Origin of the sequence: Nonlabens dokdonensis DSW-6, from assembly GCF_000332115.1 — a bacterium.
Taxonomy (GTDB): Bacteria; Bacteroidota; Bacteroidia; order Flavobacteriales; family Flavobacteriaceae; genus Nonlabens; species Nonlabens dokdonensis.
In genome coordinates this window covers 2,302,584-2,318,940 of sequence record NC_020156.1, presented here as the reverse complement: position 1 = coordinate 2,318,940, position 16,357 = coordinate 2,302,584, and the positions used below count along the sequence as shown (strand labels likewise).

Annotated in this window: 13 protein-coding genes and 1 tRNA gene; 7 read left to right on the top strand and 7 right to left on the bottom strand. The window is 36.3% G+C overall.

The features are described 5' to 3' along the window. Positions 1-86: 86 nt before the first annotated feature. The 3 genes from rpsT to proS form a co-directional block, all read right to left on the bottom strand. Positions 87-341: a 30S ribosomal protein S20 gene (gene rpsT / locus DDD_RS10060; protein WP_015362732.1), complete on the bottom strand. Its 255-nt coding sequence runs from the start codon at positions 339-341 to the stop codon at positions 87-89. A gap of 41 nt (positions 342-382) precedes the next feature. Then, positions 383-454: transfer RNA gene (locus DDD_RS10055), tRNA-Glu, on the bottom strand. A gap of 81 nt (positions 455-535) precedes the next feature. After that, on the bottom strand, positions 536-2,014 hold the full coding sequence (gene proS, locus DDD_RS10050; protein WP_015362731.1) for a proline--tRNA ligase: 1,479 nt from the start codon (positions 2,012-2,014) through the stop codon (positions 536-538). A 108-nt stretch (positions 2,015-2,122) separates the two neighbouring features. Between proS and DDD_RS10045 the strand changes: the two genes are divergently transcribed. Together DDD_RS10045 and DDD_RS10040 are read left to right on the top strand one after the other, a co-directional pair. Next, positions 2,123-3,238 carry a hypothetical protein gene (locus tag DDD_RS10045; protein ID WP_041567409.1) on the top strand — a complete coding sequence of 372 codons (1,116 nt, stop codon included), beginning with the start codon at positions 2,123-2,125 and terminating at the stop codon, positions 3,236-3,238. Between the two features lie 22 nt (positions 3,239-3,260). Further along, positions 3,261-4,769 (top strand): OmpP1/FadL family transporter, encoded by a 1,509-nt coding sequence (locus tag DDD_RS10040; protein ID WP_015362729.1) that lies wholly within the window; start codon positions 3,261-3,263, stop codon positions 4,767-4,769. A 215-nt stretch (positions 4,770-4,984) separates the two neighbouring features. Here DDD_RS10040 and DDD_RS10035 read toward each other — a convergent pair whose 3' ends face one another. Then, entirely contained in the window at positions 4,985-9,529 is a 4,545-nt protein-coding gene (locus tag DDD_RS10035; RefSeq protein ID WP_111474708.1) for a T9SS type B sorting domain-containing protein, read from the bottom strand. 184 nt (positions 9,530-9,713) lie between these two features. On the opposite strand from DDD_RS10035, the gene folE reads away from it, so the two are divergent. From folE to DDD_RS10015, 5 genes are all read left to right on the top strand, one after another. Beyond that, positions 9,714-10,385 carry a GTP cyclohydrolase I FolE gene (gene folE / locus DDD_RS10030; RefSeq protein WP_015362727.1) on the top strand — a complete coding sequence of 224 codons (672 nt, stop codon included), beginning with the start codon at positions 9,714-9,716 and terminating at the stop codon, positions 10,383-10,385. A gap of 148 nt (positions 10,386-10,533) precedes the next feature. Further along, a complete protein-coding gene (gene cysS / locus DDD_RS10025) occupies positions 10,534-12,021 on the top strand; it encodes a cysteine--tRNA ligase (protein WP_015362726.1) in 1,488 nt (495 codons plus the stop codon). A gap of 417 nt (positions 12,022-12,438) precedes the next feature. Further along, positions 12,439-12,789, top strand: coding sequence for a hypothetical protein (locus DDD_RS10020; protein ID WP_015362725.1), 351 nt, complete (start codon positions 12,439-12,441; stop codon positions 12,787-12,789). A gap of 29 nt (positions 12,790-12,818) precedes the next feature. Beyond that, positions 12,819-13,040 carry a membrane protein insertion efficiency factor YidD gene (gene yidD, locus DDD_RS17700; protein WP_015362724.1) on the top strand — a complete coding sequence of 74 codons (222 nt, stop codon included), beginning with the start codon at positions 12,819-12,821 and terminating at the stop codon, positions 13,038-13,040. A 391-nt stretch (positions 13,041-13,431) separates the two neighbouring features. Further along, positions 13,432-14,907: a sodium:solute symporter gene (locus DDD_RS10015; protein WP_015362723.1), complete on the top strand. Its 1,476-nt coding sequence runs from the start codon at positions 13,432-13,434 to the stop codon at positions 14,905-14,907. Here the strand turns inward: DDD_RS10015 and DDD_RS10010 are convergent. The 3 genes from DDD_RS10010 to DDD_RS10000 all read right to left on the bottom strand — a co-directional run bounded on the left by DDD_RS10010 (position 14,882) and on the right by DDD_RS10000 (position 16,268). Next, positions 14,882-15,244, bottom strand: coding sequence for a CoA-binding protein (locus DDD_RS10010; RefSeq protein ID WP_015362722.1), 363 nt, complete (start codon positions 15,242-15,244; stop codon positions 14,882-14,884). The two genes, DDD_RS10015 and DDD_RS10010, sit on opposite strands and share 26 nt — an antisense overlap. A gap of 306 nt (positions 15,245-15,550) precedes the next feature. Beyond that, positions 15,551-15,955: an IS200/IS605 family transposase gene (gene tnpA / locus DDD_RS10005; protein WP_041567085.1), complete on the bottom strand. Its 405-nt coding sequence runs from the start codon at positions 15,953-15,955 to the stop codon at positions 15,551-15,553. 76 nt (positions 15,956-16,031) lie between these two features. Beyond that, positions 16,032-16,268, bottom strand: coding sequence for a hypothetical protein (locus tag DDD_RS10000; protein WP_015362720.1), 237 nt, complete (start codon positions 16,266-16,268; stop codon positions 16,032-16,034). Positions 16,269-16,357: the final 89 nt, after the last annotated feature.

Sequence of the window (16,357 nt, the reverse complement as noted above, 5' to 3'; positions counted from 1 at the left end):
GCGAAAGCGAATCCTGAATCCAACTTCTTTCCACAAAAAAAGCCTTTCAATAACTGAAAGGTTTTTTCTATAAGGTAAAATATCAATTAAGACATTGCATTCACATGCTTAGTTAACTTAGATTTTAAGTTACCTGCTTTGTTAGAATGTATAACGTTTTTCTTTGCAAGTTTATCAATCATAGAATAAATGTCAACAAGAAGCTTATCAGCTGCAGACTTGTCTTCAGTTTCTTTTAATTTCTTAATTGCATTACGCGTAGTTTTGTGCTGGTATTTATTTCTTACTCTAGCAGCTTCGTTTCTACGTATTCTTTTTAAAGCACTTTTGTGATTTGCCATATCTTATAAAACTTGATCTAATTAAAGATCGATTTAATTTGTAGCCCGTAGGGGAATCGAACCCCTCTTACATGGATGAAAACCATGCGTCCTAGCCGATAGACGAACGGGCCATTAATTTTGCTCGTTTAAGCGGTTGCAAAAATAAACACTTTTTTTAATTCTGCAACAAAGAAATTAAAAAAATTTAAAAATTAATATGCTTTTGCAAATAACACTCTCTTAGTAGAAGGCTTACCTGTTAATACACAGGCACCTGCTTCCTCCACAGCATCCATAGGAATACATCTTATCGTTGCTTTAGTAAGTTCTTTAATCTTATCTTCAGTCACTGTTGTTCCATCCCAGTGAGCCGAAATAAAACCACCTTTATCCTCTAGCACCTCTTTAAACTCCTCAAAGCTGTTCACTTCAGTGATATGACCGTCTCTATAGTCCAAGGCCTTTTTATGCAGAGAGTTTTGAATCTCCTCAAGTAAATCTTTTACCTTGCCAGCTATCCCTTCTATGGATGTAGTCTCCTTTGATAAGGTATCTCTACGAGCTAACTCCACAGTACCATTATTCAGGTCTCTGGAGCCTATTGCAATTCTAAGAGGAACTCCTTGAAGCTCATGCTGGGCAAATTTTGCTCCTGGCCTCAAGGTATCACGAGAATCAAATTTTACAGAAACACCTAAAGCCCTTAAGTCTGATACTATTCCATCAACTACTTTAGTAATAGCGTCAAGTTGTTCTTCATTTTTAAAAATAGGAACGATCACCACTTGATTAGGAGCAAGATTAGGTGGTAACACAAGCCCTTGATCATCACTATGAGTCATGATCAATGCACCCATAAGTCTGGTAGAAACTCCCCAAGAAGTCGCCCATACATATTCTTGTTTACCTTCTTTTGAAGTGAATTTTACATCAAAGGCTTTTGCAAAATTTTGACCTAAAAAGTGACTTGTTCCTGCTTGTAAAGCTTTTCCATCTTGCATTAGTGCTTCAATACAGTATGTTTCATCTGCACCAGCAAAGCGCTCACTTTCTGTTTTTAGACCTTTTATAACTGGAATAGCCATGAAGTTTTCAGCAAATTCAGCATAAATGTTATTCATTTGCTCCGCCTCTATTAATGCTTCTTTCTTTGTGGCGTGCGCTGTATGACCTTCTTGCCATAAAAACTCTGCAGTACGTAAAAATAACCTCGTACGCATTTCCCAACGCACGACATTTGCCCATTGATTAATTAGTAATGGTAAATCTCTGTAAGATTGAATCCAACCTTTGTATGTATTCCAAATAATAGCTTCACTAGTAGGTCGCACTACCAGTTCTTCTTCTAACTTAGCATTAGGATCAACTCTTAATTTACCAGGTCTATCTGGATCATTCTCTAACCTATAGTGAGTTACTACCGCACATTCTTTAGCAAAACCTTCTGCATTTTTTTCTTCGGCCTCAAAAAGACTTTTAGGGACAAACAGAGGGAAATAAGCATTTTGATGACCAGTTTCTTTGAACATACGGTCTAACTCTGCTTGCATTTTTTCCCAGATAGCATATCCGTAGGGCTTTATAACCATACAGCCTCTTACCGCACTATTTTCAGCTAGATCTGCGTGAACTACCAGTTCATTGTACCATTTTGAATAATCTTCACTCCTACTTGTTAGGTTTTTACCCATAATTGTTTGTTTGGCATAAAACTTGCTCCTATCTAGTAACTTTGTTAAATGCTTTTAATGCTTGACAAAACTACTTATTTTTATCAAACGCTATCAAATAAAATCGTCATGAAAAATATAATTCTTAAAAAATCGCTTTTCTATAAAATTTCAGCAATGCTAATTCTTGCTGTAATAACAGTGTCATGTGGCTCGTATCAAAGCGTTTCTTATAATGACGGTATTTATGGTGATGATGAAAACAACAATAATTCATATAATCAAAAAGAGCAAGAATCTGCAGAAGTTACATATGAAGATGGTTCTTCAGCTTACTATGAAACTCTTTTTAGACAAGGAGCAGAAAGTCATGGAAATAATTTTCAAGAAGAGGAAGTTTTTACCGATGTAGAATCTTATTCTTCTAGCAGCTACGACGAGTCTAATCCTGATTATACTGCGAGTTATGGTGGTGGAGAACCAGGATGGGGAACTAATCCAAGCGAGGTAGTAGTCAATTATTACAACAGCGGTTGGGGATGGAATAATGGATTCGGTTGGAACAACGGCTTTGGTTGGAATAATGGATTCGGTTGGGGCGGCGGCTTTGGCTGGGGCTGGAATAATGGCTTTGGATGGAACAATGGTTTTGGTTGGGGCGGTGGCTTCGGTTGGAACGCTGGATGGGGCTGGAATAACCCTTACGCATGGAATGGCGGCTGGGGCTGGAACAACAGATTCGGATGGAATAATCCTTATGCATGGAATGGCGGTTGGGGCTGGAATAATCGTTTTAGAGGTAATAATATAAGGGGTTACTCTTATCAAAATACAGGAAGAAGCGCAAGAGGACAAGCATTATCTTATAACAATAGAGGAAGAGCAGTCACAAACAGCAGAAGTACCAACTATGGAAGAAGCTCTAATGCTAACAGAAGATCCTCTGCAACAAATGGTAGATCATCCACAAGAGTTAGATCTACTAACCCAAGGTCGAGCAGAAGCACTACAACTCGTAGATCTTCTTCAAATAGATCTTCAGGGACTATGAGGTCTTCAAGGTCATCTAATAGATCTTCTGGAACAATGAGATCGTCTCGCTCATCATCAAGTAGATCGTCTGGAACAATGCGTTCTTCAAGATCGTCAGGTCGTTCTTCAGGTACTATGAGATCAAGTGGATCTAGTTCAAGATCATCAGGATCTAGCAGGTCTTCAGGAAGATCATCTGGTAGAAGAGGATAATATTCAACTAAACATATTTAAAATGAAAAAGTTTTTAATTTTAAGCGCGCTATTTGCTGGTGCGCTTTTTAGTAACGCTCAATCTGTAGCAGACGGACTATTATATTCAGGTCAAGATTTACAAGGAACAGCTCGTTACAGAGGTTTAAGTGGTGCCTTTGGAGCACTAGGTGGAGATTTAAGTGCCATAGGGTCTAATCCTGCCAGCTCCGTTGTGTTTGCCAATAATTATGCTGGAGTATCTTTAGGATTCTTAGGTAATGAAAATGACACTAATTATTTCAATACTAATACTAATACAACTTCAAATGAAATCAGTTTAAATCAAGCTGGAGGAGTTTTAGTGTTTGAAAGTGCGGGAAATAGTAAAATATCTAAATTTGCTATAAGTCTCAATTATGATCTCAATAGAAATTTTGACAACTTTATAAACGCTAGAGGTGTAAGTCCTGTTTCAGTTTCTCAATACTTTCTCAATAATGCCAATGGAATTGCTCTAGATAATTTTGTGGTAAGACCAGGAGAAACAGCAAGTGGACTCTATCAATTCTTAGGGCAAGATTTTGGGTTTGGGGCGCAACAAGGATTCTTAGGATATGAATCTTTCGTTCTAGACTCGACTGATCCTAGTGATATAGATAATACAAGTTATGTGAGTAATACGGGAACTGGAAGTTTTAATCAAGACTATTTTGTAGAGACTCTAGGTTACAACAGTAAAATAAGTTTTAACGGCGCCCTTGAAATTGATAAAAAATGGAGTTTAGGAATTAATTTAAACTCTCACGTTATAAGCATGGAGCGGTTTACAAGTATCCAAGAAAACAATTCTAATGCTGATGCAAGCATTAACAACGTTAGATTCAACAACTCATTATTTACTGATGCAAATGGGTTTTCATTTCAACTCGGTCTTATAGGTAAACTAACAAACAGCTTACGAGTAGGAGCTACTTATGAATCACCTACTTGGTACACGGTTGAGGAGTCTCAAATACAAGACATCTCAACATCTGGATTAAACAGCCCAACAGCAGTAGTAAGACCTGAAATTCTCAATTTATTTGAACCGTACCGATTACGTTCTCCAGGAAGTGTAACTGGTAGTTTAGCATATATTTTTGGTAGTAAAGGTTTAATAAGCATTGATTATAGTTCTCGTGACTATAGCCAGCTTAGGTTCAATCCCGATAACAATATCCTTTTCAGAGATAACAATCGATTTGCAAGCGAAAACCTACAACGTGCAGCTTCTATTAGATTAGGTGGAGAATATAGAATTAAAAATTGGACTCTTAGAGGCGGATATCGTATGGAAGAATCTCCTTATGAAAACGAATCAATTATGGGTGATTTGACAGGTTACAGTCTAGGTATCGGTTACACTTGGGGTAAAACTATTTTAGACATTTCTTATGACAGTTCACAAAGAGACTTTTCACAACAACTTTTTGATACTGGACTAGATACACAAGCTGGTGTTCAAAACAGAATGGATAACATCGTGTTTACTTTAGGATTCAATCTGTAAACATTTTTAGATGTCGCTTTCGCGAAAGCGGAATTATTAAAGCCACCTCAAGAAAGGTGGTTTTTTTGTTTCATATACATAGTAAGAATTCCATTCAGGAGAGCTCTATGACTGCTAACTTATATATTAAATAACAAGGCTCAAGAAAATATGTTCTTGAGCCTTGTTATTTAATGATTGTGGATTTTATTGATGTATCCAGATTAAAATTGATACTATCGCTTCATTGCAAAATGGCCTGTCGCTTCTCGTTGCTGACCATCAAATGCATATTCAATTTTGAACCAATAGTCGCTACTAGGAAGCGGCTGTCCATTATAAGTACCATCCCAACCTATACCGTCAGGAGATAGTTGTTTAATGAATTTTCCGTACCTATCAAAGATGTACAATTTTGTGCCTGGCAATAGATCGCCACCTATAATATTCCATGTGTCATGTATTCCATCAGCATTAGGTGTAAAATAATCAGGATAACCGAAAACAAAGATATCTACTACTATTTCCCCACAACCACTGCGCTCTGCAATAGTAACCGTATGTGGTCCAGGAGAAACATCATTGAAAATTCCTGAATTAACATAAGGACCATCGTCTAGACGGAACCAGTATTGATCTGGACCTTCAGCAGTAACAATTACTTGATGATCTTTATTAAACGGATCTGTTGTAATATCGATATCAAAAACATCTGGTACGCTAGAAACTCTAACGTTAGTGATTGCAGTATTTTCGCAACCAGTAGAATTTCTCGTCGCTCTTACTTCATAGTCGCCACCTTCTACAACGTCAATGGAAGCCGTAGAAGCCGCAATCGGAGCTCCATCCCTACTCCATTGAAAAGTAAAGTCGGTATCATTTAAACCAGTATCAAGAGTAACAGGACCATTTACTAGGTTACCATTTTCATCTAAACAAAGGATGTATTGATCTAATAATGATGGTGCTGGCAATGGATTAATAATTAAATCTAAAGTCGTAAAACTGAAGCAATCTGTGTTATCATCATCTACTCTAGCTATTAAAGTGGTATTAGTGCTGTAATCAAAATCACCTGTTATACCATTTACTTCATTATCAGCATCTGACTGATTTAAATAATAGACAACAGTAGAACCTGTTTGACCAGCAGTTACCTCAGCATCTGCTTGACTCACGTCTACGGTTGCATTACCGTTTCCGTCGTCACATGCTTCAAGCGGTGTAGGCACAATAGCTAGCGGCGCACCTACTGAATCTATCACAAACTCACCTATAGAAAAACATCCCGAACCACTGAATTCTAATCGGTAAAAAATGGTTTGCATAGCGCTTGTATTTTCATAAAGTGCCGTATCAAGCGGATTCACGTCAGACAATGCATCTGCTTGAGAATCGTGATAGGTAATCACTGTTCCTGACTGACCATTCAAAATTTGATTATCGAGATCACCTAAAGTAAACGCTGCCGATCCATTACCGTCTTCGTCACATTCTTCAATTGTAAAAGGAGTGATTATAGCAGGAACTGGATTCACAATAATGTCAAAAGTCGTGGTATTCACACAAGTTGTCAAATTGTTCTGTACAGTTACCGTAATCGTTTCTGGACTTCCAGAATTAGTATAAGGTGAGGTAATTACACCTGATGCATTGCTGTATTCAATTGTGTATTCTGTAGGATCAAGACCATTTAATACAGCAACATCGTTTTGAGTCAAATCAAATGACTCTACTCCATCACCACTTGGGTCATCACATAGCGAAATATCCGGAGCCGTACTTATCCTAGGCAACTCGTTAACAATTATGTCAAATGAAGTTGTTTCATAACAATCTGTATTGGATGTGTTTTCTACACGTACAAATATTGTTTCGGGAGATGCAACATTTGTGTATGAAGTTGTTGATAAAGGATTGTTACCTGCATCTGCATCTGCCTGTGAGGAATAATAGCTTACTACAAACACTGATGGATCTTGACCAAGTAATATTTGCGCATCATTATTCCCTAAAACGAAATCTTCAAATCCATCATTGCTCGTATCATCACAAACTATAAAGTCTGCTATTGGATTTGCAACTGGTGTAGCACTCATAATTAGATCAAATGAGCCTGTTGTATAACAGTTTGTTGCATTTATATTTTCGACTCTAACAAAAATGGTTACTGCTCCAGTAGTAGAAACAGCTGTATACATAGAAGTATTAATAATCTCATTTGTTCTAGCATCAGCATTTGCCTGCGATGTGTAGAACGTCACCGTATTTTCTGCAGGTATTTGTGACCCAAGAATATCTGGTAATTGAGTTGTAAGATCAAATTGCTCAATTCCATTATTAACATCATCACAAGCGATAAGATCAGTAACTGGATTTACTATTCCAGTTCTATTAACAACAAGGTCAAAAGTCGCAATAGTATTTGAATCACACATCAATCCAGAATTATTGACTAATCTTATATAGATTGTTTGAGGATTACTTATGTTTTGATATCCAGCTGCATTTAATGGTGATGTACCAGAAGCCGCGTCATTTGCAGTTAGATGGTAGGTAACTGTTATTCCTGATTGACCATTCAATATTATTGCATCCTGATCGCTCAAATTAAAGATTTCTTGACCATCATTACTTAAGTCGTCGCAAACAACCATATTTGGCGGAATAGTTGGTACAGGAATAAATCCTGCTGTAATATTAAAAGGGTTAATAGAATTACATCCAGGATCTGTTGTACTCACAATCCTTACGTAAATAGTCACGGTGCCTGCAGACAGGTCAAACATAGTTGGGTTTAAAATAGGATTCGTTTGATTTTGTGCGTCTGTTAAACTAATATAAAACTCTAACGTAAAGCTAGAAGAACTTCCACTTCCTCCTGAACTTAAGGCAGTAGTGACATATGAAACCAAATCAAAATTTGTAATCGCACCACATTGTTCAAAATCCGGAATAGTCAGATTGTTGAAATCTATAACGTCTACAGTAAAACTATCTACCACAATACAATTAGTAGTTGTATAAGTAATAGCAGAAAACACAGTCATAGGAGGCATTACGATGGGAAATGCAGTTGCGTTAGTTATGGCACCTACACCATTCTCTGCATCGCTTTGTGAGTTGTGATAAGTTATTACATAATCTGAAGATGGTAATCCATTTAAAATTACCGAGTCATTTTGAGTAAGGTCTACGGTTGTTGTACCAGTTGTATTACATAAGATTATATCCTCAGGTATCTCAGAAGGAATCTCGGCTAAAACATTTATACAGACTTGTTCTATGTAGATACAACCAAAACTATCCGTAAATTGGAAATCATAACAATTTCGACCTTCAACAGATGGAGTTACCGTTATAGTATTACCATTAACCATCGTTATATCAGGATTTGTTTGCCACATTTCTGAAGTCTCTCCTGGTGTAAAAGAAAGCTCTGCAGGAATAATTGCTGGGTTAAAATCAAGACCCCAGGAAAAAATGTAACCATCATCTATTCCCAAGTTATCAGTCACAGTTAAACACCATAGACCATTCAATGGTGAACCAATAAAATTACTAAAAGGGTCTACTGGTAAATAATCGCCTGCAGGTATAGTTGCTACACCACCTGCTGCTTGTGCCCAAGTTTGCGCCGCAGTTTCATTAAATACATAATCAAATCCGGTACCTGGAACACGGTCTACATTGGTAACTGGATTCCCTAAATTGGTAGTGCCACCATTTGAGAAAACATGTAAATCTACGGAGCTTCCATTAGGCGATGTTAGAGTAACTTGTAAATCCCCTAAGTATGAATGTTCCATGTTTAAAAAAATGTTTACCAAGTCACTTGCGCTAGCAACACCCTGACCGGTCGGAAATAAATCTACGTTAATACAGGTCTGATAACTTACACCACTTCCATCTTCTAAATACGTTGTTCCTGCTATGGGTGGAGAAGGTGAAATAGCAAACTCTGTAGTATTTACTACACCTGTGATATCTGTGGAATCACCAAAGCATAATTCGTCGTCAACTGCCTCGGTTCCTGTAAAATCTGGAGTAGTAGAAACATGAATTACCAAATCTATTTCGTCTCGATCACGACAGCCAGTATTATCTGTAACTATAAAGCGTGTTTGGTAAATACCGGGAATCGTATACGTTTCAGTTTGAATTTGTCCTGTATTTAGTCCATTACCATTTGCAAGATCCCATTCATAAGTAGCACCAGTTCCATCTACGTTAAAGTTTGCAGAACCATCAAAAGTTACGGTCTCACCTTGGCAAATCCTTAAAATACCATCAACACTAGTAGCTGGTGTTGTTGTGATAACAGTAGAAATAGCTTGACATGGATTAAAACAACTTCTTAATGCTCTCCAGCCTGTAGCAGTACCTGATCCATTTGATACAAACCGTACGGTTAAACAACCTGTTGGATTTGTTGCGCTAGCTTGAAAAGCAAAAGGTGTTGTTGAATTTGTAATAGTAGCCAGAACAGGTGCAGCAGTAGAATCGCCGTCGTAAATAGTTAATACATCTCCAGCTAGAATATCAACTACTCTAAATTCTAGTATCATTCTATCCGTATCTATTGAAGGACAAAATACCGATATATTATCTTCATTGTTTCCATAAGGCGCGTTTCCGCCACTATCATTAAAAGCAGAATTGTTGCATCCAATAAATCTAAAGCCATTTCCATTATTAGTACCTAGCGGCATATTAATATTTGCCTGCGAATAAGAATAATAAGAGAGAAGTAACAGTAAAAGAGTGAGAAATCTTTTCATCATTAATAATTTAGAAAATTATGAGCGCTTTTTTTTGTAATAAACAAATATGAGAAAATTTGTTAACTCTAGCTTAACGATTACTGCCAAAACTTTACTGTAATTGCTAAGAAATAATGCTTTTAAGGCATTCTATTTGTAAATTTGCATAAAAATTAGTACCGCTTTTAAGAGTAATTCCTGTATGAAAATTGAAGATCTACTAGAAAATATAGAAGATAATGATCATTTGTCTTCTAACGAGCAAACCCCATTACGTCCTGACGCCTTTGATATGAGCGATGCAGATAAAATTGCATCCATTAAAAAAGATGTACATAACATTCTAGAGACTCTAGGTATGGACATGACAGATGACAGTCTAAAAGGAACACCTAATCGCGTTGCAAAAATGTTTGTCAACGAGATTTTTGGAGGCTTACGCCCGGATAGAAAACCTAGCGCCAGTACTTTTGAAAATAAATACAAGTACAATGAAATGCTCGTAGAAAAAGACATCGTTGTTTACTCAACTTGCGAGCATCACTTGCTTCCTATTGTAGGTCGTGCACACGTTGCTTATATCTCAAATGGTAGCGTGGTAGGACTTTCTAAAATGAATCGCATCGTAGATTATTATGCAAAACGACCACAAGTTCAAGAGCGACTTAACATTCAGATTGTAAGAGAGTTACAACAAGTCATGAATACAGAAGATGTGGCCTGTATCATAGATGCAAAACACCTTTGTGTAAACAGTCGTGGTATAAGAGATATCGAGAGCAGCACTGTGACAGGGGAATTTGGCGGTAAATTTAAAGACCCAGCTGTTAAGAGAGAGTTTCTCGATTATATTAAAATGGACACTAAGTTTTAAATCATTCTCCATCTTCGAGTAATATCTCCGCCTTAACTTGCACCCAAGTAATTTAAAAAGATTACTGTTATTTTTGAAGAGCATATTTATGATTGTTTCGCTTTCGCGAAAGCGAGATCAACACCATCAACATCACAAAAAATAAGTCATGGCACTTTATCAAGACAATGAATTAAGGATTTACAATTCCATGAACGGCGAAAAAGAGGTATTCCAATCGATTACCGAAGGCCGCATAGGAATGTACGTTTGTGGACCTACGGTTTACAGCAATGTACATTTAGGAAATTGCCGTACGTTCATCAGTTTTGATATGATTTTTAGGTACTTAAAACACCTAGGATATAAAGTGCGTTATGTGCGTAACATTACTGATGCAGGGCATTTAACTGACGATGCCGATCAAGGAGAAGACAAAATCTCAAAAAAAGCAAGGCTTGAGAAAATCGAGCCTATGGAAGTCGTGCAGCAATACACGATCGATTTTCATACAGTGATGAAGCAATTCAATGCGTTCCCGCCAAGTATTGAACCTACGGCAACTGGCCATATTGTAGAGCAAATAGAAATTATTAAAACGATCATCGATAATGGATATGCCTATGAGAAAAATGGCTCCATTTATTTTGATGTAGTAAAATTTAATGAAGATCATCACTACGGGAAACTAAGCGGTCGTAATCTGGATGATATGATGGCAAATTCTCGTGAGCTAGCTGCGCAAAGTGATAAATCAAATCCTGCTGACTTTGCTCTTTGGAAAAAAGCGAGTCCAGAACATATTATGAGATGGCCTAGTCCATGGGGCGATGGTTTTCCTGGATGGCACCTGGAATGTACGGTAATGAGTTCTAAATATCTAGGTGAAACTTTTGATATACACGGTGGCGGAATGGACCTTAAATTCCCCCATCACGAGTGTGAAATCGCTCAAGGTGAAGCAGCACATGGCCATAGCCCAGTAAACTACTGGATGCATGCTAATATGCTGACCTTAAACGGTCAGAAAATGTCTAAATCAACTGGAAATAGTATTTTACCTGTAGAACTTTTTACTGGTGATAACGATTTCATGCAAAAAGCTTTCAGCCCGAGTGTGGTGCGCTTCTTTATGATGCAAGCTCATTATAGATCGATTTTAGATTTTAGTAACGATGCCATACTTGCAGCCGAAAAAGGTTTTAACCGTCTTACTGAAGCGATGAAGTTAATAAATCAATTACCAGTTTCTAAAACCTCAACCGTAGATGTGGCAGCTTGGAAAGCAAAATGCTATGCTGCCATGAATGACGATTTCAATACTCCTATTCTTGTTGCAGAGCTTTTTGACACGGTGAAAATAATTCATACCATTAATGATGGAAATGCTACTATTACGAAAGAGGATCTTGATGATCTTTCTACAAGTATGGATGCATTTTTCTATGATATTCTAGGACTTCAAATTGCTCAAGAAGAAACTGGTGGTTCTTTAAACAAAGGACTTGACGGCGCCATGAAATTGATTATCGACTTAAGAGCTACTGCACGAGCAAATAAAGACTGGAGTACGAGTGATAAAATAAGAGACGAACTTGCTGCTGCCGGAATTGCCCTTAAAGATGGCGTTGACGGAACTAGTTATAGTGTGGAGTAATAGAGTTAAGAGTTAAGAGTTAAGAGTTAAGAGTTAAGAGTTAAGAGTTAAGAGTTAAGAGTTAAGAGTTAAGAGTTAAGAGTTAAGAGTTAAGAGTTAAGAGTTAAGAGTTAAGAGTTAAGAAAAATCGAAATTCTCAATTCAATTAGCAATAAAAAAGCGAAATTCATTTCGCTGAATAAAAAGAATGCCCTTAGGCGACAAATTAATTCTTAAGCGGCAGACTTCAGTCTGACGGAAATGTCGATGATTTAAAAACGAAAACTTTTCCTAAGCCCTAAATGTTCAGGATTTTTGAGATCTGAAATTAATAACTAATAAGCGAACTTGAGTACTCAGAAGTAATAGAAGGCAACGAGATATGAACAAGGAATGCTTCAACGTCTATCGATTAGCTTACGTTTAAAAAATTATGTTATGAAAAACTATCTTCTTTTATTTGTCGCTTTAACACTTCTCTCTTGTGGAACATCAAAATCTACCGTAGAAAAGGAAGTAATGTTTACAGGACAAGAATTTGACATGGATTTGTTTAAAGGGAAATGGTTAACAAATGGCAAGAAAAATAAAAAAGAGTACTCTATATTTAGAGAAGATTTTCAAGTAGAAAATAACAAAAACCAAGTTTTTCCATACCAATTGAAAAAAGATAGCATATTTGTTTACAAGAACAGCAAAAGATATTTTGGCAGGCTTATAAAATTGAATGAAAAAGAGGTGTTTATTTTATGGGGTGACCAAGAAGCTATCACCTACTATCGACCTTAATTTATACTATTGACCTTTTTAGTTTACTATTGAAAAAATTACTAGCATATCCTTTTCTATTACTCATCAGGTTTTATCAATCGGTGATATCGCCATTTACACCTGCTAGTTGTCGCTACTCTCCTACTTGTTCTCAATATTCTAAAGAAGCTCTAATCAAACATGGCGCTTTTAAAGGTGGCTGGCTAGCGTTAAAACGTATTTTTAGTTGTCATCCTTGGGGCGGTAAAGGTTATGATCCGGTTCCATAGATTTGCTGCATTAGCTTATTTCAAATTGTATGCTATTCCTTGTCAGTTTGAGCGACAGTCGAAAACGATTACCAATGCAGTAAGCCTATCATCAATCACAAAAGGTTTCGAATATCGCACAACCAAGAAACTGAAATTTACGTAAAGAACAAGAGCATATTCCTTTTTGAAGGAAGAAACATGTTGGCGATGAATTTGATGAAGTCAAGTGAGCAACCAAAAAGGTTTTACGGTTGAATAAATATTATAATTTGATTTCTAAATCGTTCTCGGCTGCGCTCGAACTGACATCTCCTATTCGTGTTTGCTTTTTTATTATTTTAGTTCAAGTTCGATTTCAAATTCGATTTCAAGTTCATATTCTTACCTTAGCCGCAAATAATAAATTCACGTGACTTCTACCCAAATTCTCATTACCATTGCTTGCTATTTTGCGGTTCTTGTAGCAATTTCTTTTATTGTAGGTCGCAAAAGCGATAATGCAACTTTTTTTAGAGGTAATAGATCTTCCCCTTGGTTTATTGTAGCCTTTGGTATGATAGGAGCATCACTTAGTGGAGTGACTTTTATCTCTGTTCCTGGCGCTGTGGAAGAAGGAGCGATGAATTATTTTCAAGTAGTTCTAGGTTACATAGTCGGTTACCTGGTAATAGGTACGGTACTTTTACCGCTATATTATAAAATGAACCTGACGTCTATTTATTCTTACCTCAACGACAGATATGGCAGTGCTGCACAATTTACAGGTTCTAGTTTTTTTATACTTTCTCGTATGGTAGGTGCCAGTTTTAGATTGTATCTGGTTGCTGGTGTCTTACAAGAATTTGTTTTTGAAAGTATGGGCGTTGAGTTTTGGCAAACGGTAACTTTTACTGTTATTCTGATTTGGTTATACACATTCAAGTCCGGAATAAAAACCATAGTCTGGACCGATACTTTACAGACTTTATTCATGTTAATTGCTGTAAGTGTAGCGATTTATTACATTTCTGACAGTTTGAACCTTAATGGTATTGGCGAGATAACTGGTTTCATTTCTGATAGCGAATTGTCCCAGATCTTCTTTTTTGATGATTGGAAAGCCAAAGAGTTTTTCTTTAAACAGTTTTTTGCTGGTGCTTTTATCGCTATCGTAATGACTGGTCTGGATCAAGATATGATGCAAAAAAACCTGACTTGTCGCAGTCTTGGCGATGCTCAAAAAAACATGTTTTGGTTTACGATCGTATTGACCTTTGTAAATCTTATATTTTTAGGATTAGGTGTTTTACTTACCGCTTTCGCGAAAGCGGAACAATTAACAGCCACAAAAGACAAATTATTTGCGGCCATCGCTTTAGATGGAAATCTAGGAATAGGGATAGGACTGGTTTTTATTCTCGGATTAGTAGCAGCAGCCTATTCCAGTGCAGACAGCGCGCTGACTTCCTTAACAACGTCATTCTCTGTAGACATTTTGAGATTAGAGCAAAACTATGAAGAGAAAAAGCAACGCTGGATTAGAAAACTAGTCCATGTAGGATTTTCTCTAACATTGATACTTGTGATTGTAAGTTTTGAGTATTTGATCAAGGATGCTAGCGTGATCAATAAATTATTTGTTTTTGCTGGTTATACTTATGGACCGCTGTTAGGGTTGTTCAGTTTTGGAATTCTAACAAAACTTCAAGTAAACCATAAAATAACTCCGGTTATTGCGATTCTATCACCATTTATTGCTTTTGGAATAAGTAGTCTAGCGAGTCGTTATGGATTTGAATTTGGTTTCTTTATTTTATTACTCAACGGTTTTGTAACCTTTTTAGGTTTGTTGCTAGCTGCTACTTTTACAAATCAAAATTCTAATACTGATTTGTACCAAGCATAACGAGTGTACAGGCAACTTCACTTTCTATATTATTTTCAGAAAGTAGTTGGTATAATTCGGGATTTTCAGTTCCAGGATTAAAAATTACTCGCTCTGGTTGAAGACTTATTATATAATCATAATATTGCTCTTGGCGTGTAGGATTTAAATATAAAGTAACGGTATTAATTCCCTGAAAAGGGATCAATTCTTTATGGATCTTCACATCATCTACCATTCCTTCACGCAATCCTATAGCTACAGTTTCTATATTAAATTTGCGTAATCTATAGATGGCAATATTAGAATAGCGTTGTTCTTTAAGAGAAGCACCTAATACTAATGTTTTTTTAGACATTTTTTATGATTTGCTGTGTAACAATATACGAAATAGATCGTCTTTTAGTTGAAGGACATGATAAACCCTTCTGATTTATTTGGTGAATTTTTATGAAAAAGAAGAATTCAAAAAGGTTAAAGTCTGTCAGGCTCCTTTAAAAGTTTCTGACAGCAAACATAATCGTATAGTTCATAATTAATGGTTAGTGTTATTGTACGATTTAGAAATCCTAAGCTTGCAGGCTTGGGATTTTGTTTTTTGTGTCATTTCCTATTCACTATTTACTATTTACAGTGCGGACTTAAGTCCGCACCTGTGAATAGTTTAAAGCTCTAACTCTTCAATAGTAGAGTCTTCTCTATGATGCTGTTTTTGGTTTTTAATATATCCTATCACTTTATCGACATTTTTTGGACTTACTGAAAAAGCTCCATAACCACGCTGCCATTCAAAACCGTCTAAAAATGTGTAATTCTCACTGAGAAATCTAGAGCTTTTACCTTTAATGAATCTCATCAAATCAGATAAGGAAACTTTTGAGTCCATTTTTAATAATACATGGACATGATCTGGCATTCCATTGATCGTAATAGGCACACAATCATTATCCTGTATAACGGACCAAATAAAAGGGTATAACTTTTTCTCTATTGTATCAGAAATGAAATGATTTCTACTCTTTGTACTAAAAATAATGTGAAGGTAAATCTGAAGATTATTCTTTGACATTCCTAAAAATAATCAAATAATACCATATTCATAGGTGCGGACTTAAGTCCGCACCTATGAATATTACAAAGAATTGTTAATTTACCTTCTTAGAATTAGAATTATACGAAATATGAGCATAAATAACAACTACAGTAGAAAGTATCGATAACAAAACAACAGGCACAAACTTCCTTTGAAACATTGTTTGATTAAACAAATCTGTTGCAGCAAGTACGGTAAGAGATATACCTATCAACCAAACAGTTGTGATGATCCACAAGTACTTCTTTGTTATTTTCCTACCAAAAAGGCTAAATGACTTAGTTTCCATATTATTTTAGATTATTTAAAATTGATTGCAACCTAAAGATAGGGCTTACAAACAATTTTTTCCTTAAAATTAGATATCCGTATTCTTCC

What these genes read in the sequence shown, in the direction of transcription:
- rpsT (WP_015362732.1), bottom strand. Translation starts at nt 341, where the DNA reads ATGGCAAATCACAAAAGTGCTTTAAAAAGAATACGTAGAAACGAAGCT.
- tnpA (WP_041567085.1), bottom strand. Translation starts at nt 15,955, where the DNA reads ATGTCAAAGAATAATCTTCAGATTTACCTTCACATTATTTTTAGTACA.
- DDD_RS10045 (WP_041567409.1), top strand. Translation starts at nt 2,123, where the DNA reads ATGAAAAATATAATTCTTAAAAAATCGCTTTTCTATAAAATTTCAGCA.
- DDD_RS10040 (WP_015362729.1), top strand. Translation starts at nt 3,261, where the DNA reads ATGAAAAAGTTTTTAATTTTAAGCGCGCTATTTGCTGGTGCGCTTTTT.
- DDD_RS10020 (WP_015362725.1), top strand. Translation starts at nt 12,439, where the DNA reads ATGAAAAACTATCTTCTTTTATTTGTCGCTTTAACACTTCTCTCTTGT.
- DDD_RS10035 (WP_111474708.1), bottom strand. Translation starts at nt 9,529, where the DNA reads ATGAAAAGATTTCTCACTCTTTTACTGTTACTTCTCTCTTATTATTCT.
- folE (WP_015362727.1), top strand. Translation starts at nt 9,714, where the DNA reads ATGAAAATTGAAGATCTACTAGAAAATATAGAAGATAATGATCATTTG.
- cysS (WP_015362726.1), top strand. Translation starts at nt 10,534, where the DNA reads ATGGCACTTTATCAAGACAATGAATTAAGGATTTACAATTCCATGAAC.
- DDD_RS10010 (WP_015362722.1), bottom strand. Translation starts at nt 15,244, where the DNA reads ATGTCTAAAAAAACATTAGTATTAGGTGCTTCTCTTAAAGAACAACGC.
- proS (WP_015362731.1), bottom strand. Translation starts at nt 2,014, where the DNA reads ATGGGTAAAAACCTAACAAGTAGGAGTGAAGATTATTCAAAATGGTAC.
- DDD_RS10000 (WP_015362720.1), bottom strand. Translation starts at nt 16,268, where the DNA reads ATGGAAACTAAGTCATTTAGCCTTTTTGGTAGGAAAATAACAAAGAAG.